The 848-nt window shown below is 44.3% G+C and carries 2 tRNA genes and 1 rRNA gene; all 3 read left to right on the forward strand.

Annotated elements, in window-relative coordinates:
• Nucleotides 1-141 precede the first annotated feature (141 nt).
• Nucleotides 142-216 (forward strand) — tRNA-Ile (locus QOS06_RS10685).
• 3 nt (nt 217-219) lie between these two features.
• Nucleotides 220-292: transfer RNA gene (locus QOS06_RS10690), tRNA-Ala, on the forward strand.
• A gap of 159 nt (nt 293-451) precedes the next feature.
• Nucleotides 452-848 (forward strand): 23S ribosomal RNA (locus QOS06_RS10695); the annotation flags it as partial.

Consider the following 848-nt stretch of genomic DNA (forward strand, 5'->3'; position numbering starts at 1 on the left):
TCGTAACAAGGTAGCCGTAGGAGAACCTGCGGCTGGATCACCTCCTTTCTAAGGAATAAAACGGAACCTACACATCGGAGAAACTTTGTTTAGTTTTGAGAGGTTTACCTCTTAAAACTTTAACCTATAAGACGCTTATTTGGGCCTATAGCTCAGCTGGTTTAGAGCGCACGCCTGATAAGCGTGAGGTCGATGGTTCAAGTCCATTTAGGCCCATATGGGGAATTAGCTCAGCTGGGAGAGCACCTGCTTTGCAAGCAGGAGGTCATCGGTTCGATTCCGTTATTCTCCATTATCAACCATAAGGTTGATAGAGTTTGTACTTTGAAAACTAAATACTATCTAATTTCTTTATTAATAAAACAATAAACCGAGAACACCACGTTATTTGAGTTTCAATTAACGAATTATAATCGCTAACTCAATTAATCAGACAATCTTTGATTGTTTAGGTTAAGTTATGAAGGGCGCATGGTGAATGCCTTGGTACTAGGAGCCGATGAAGGACGGGACTAACACCGATATGCTTCGGGGAGCGGTAAGTACGCTTTGATCCGGAGATTTCCGAATGGGGCAACCCAATCAGCTTAGTCGCTGATTACTTGACTAGTGAATACATAGCTAGCAAGAGGTAGACGCAGTGAACTGAAACATCTTAGTAGCTGCAGGAAGAGAAAGAAACATCGATTCCCTGAGTAGCGGCGAGCGAAAAGGGAAGAGCCCAAACCAACAAGCTTGCTTGTTGGGGTTGTAGGACTGAACATTAGAGTCACCAAAGTGCGACGTAGTCGCAACAGTTGGGAAGCTGTGCCATAGAGGGTGAAAGCCCCGTAGACGAAACGTCACAC

The organism is Limosilactobacillus sp. DJ3M12, from assembly GCF_947381695.1.
GTDB classification, from domain to species: domain Bacteria; phylum Bacillota; class Bacilli; order Lactobacillales; family Lactobacillaceae; genus Limosilactobacillus; species Limosilactobacillus kinnaridis.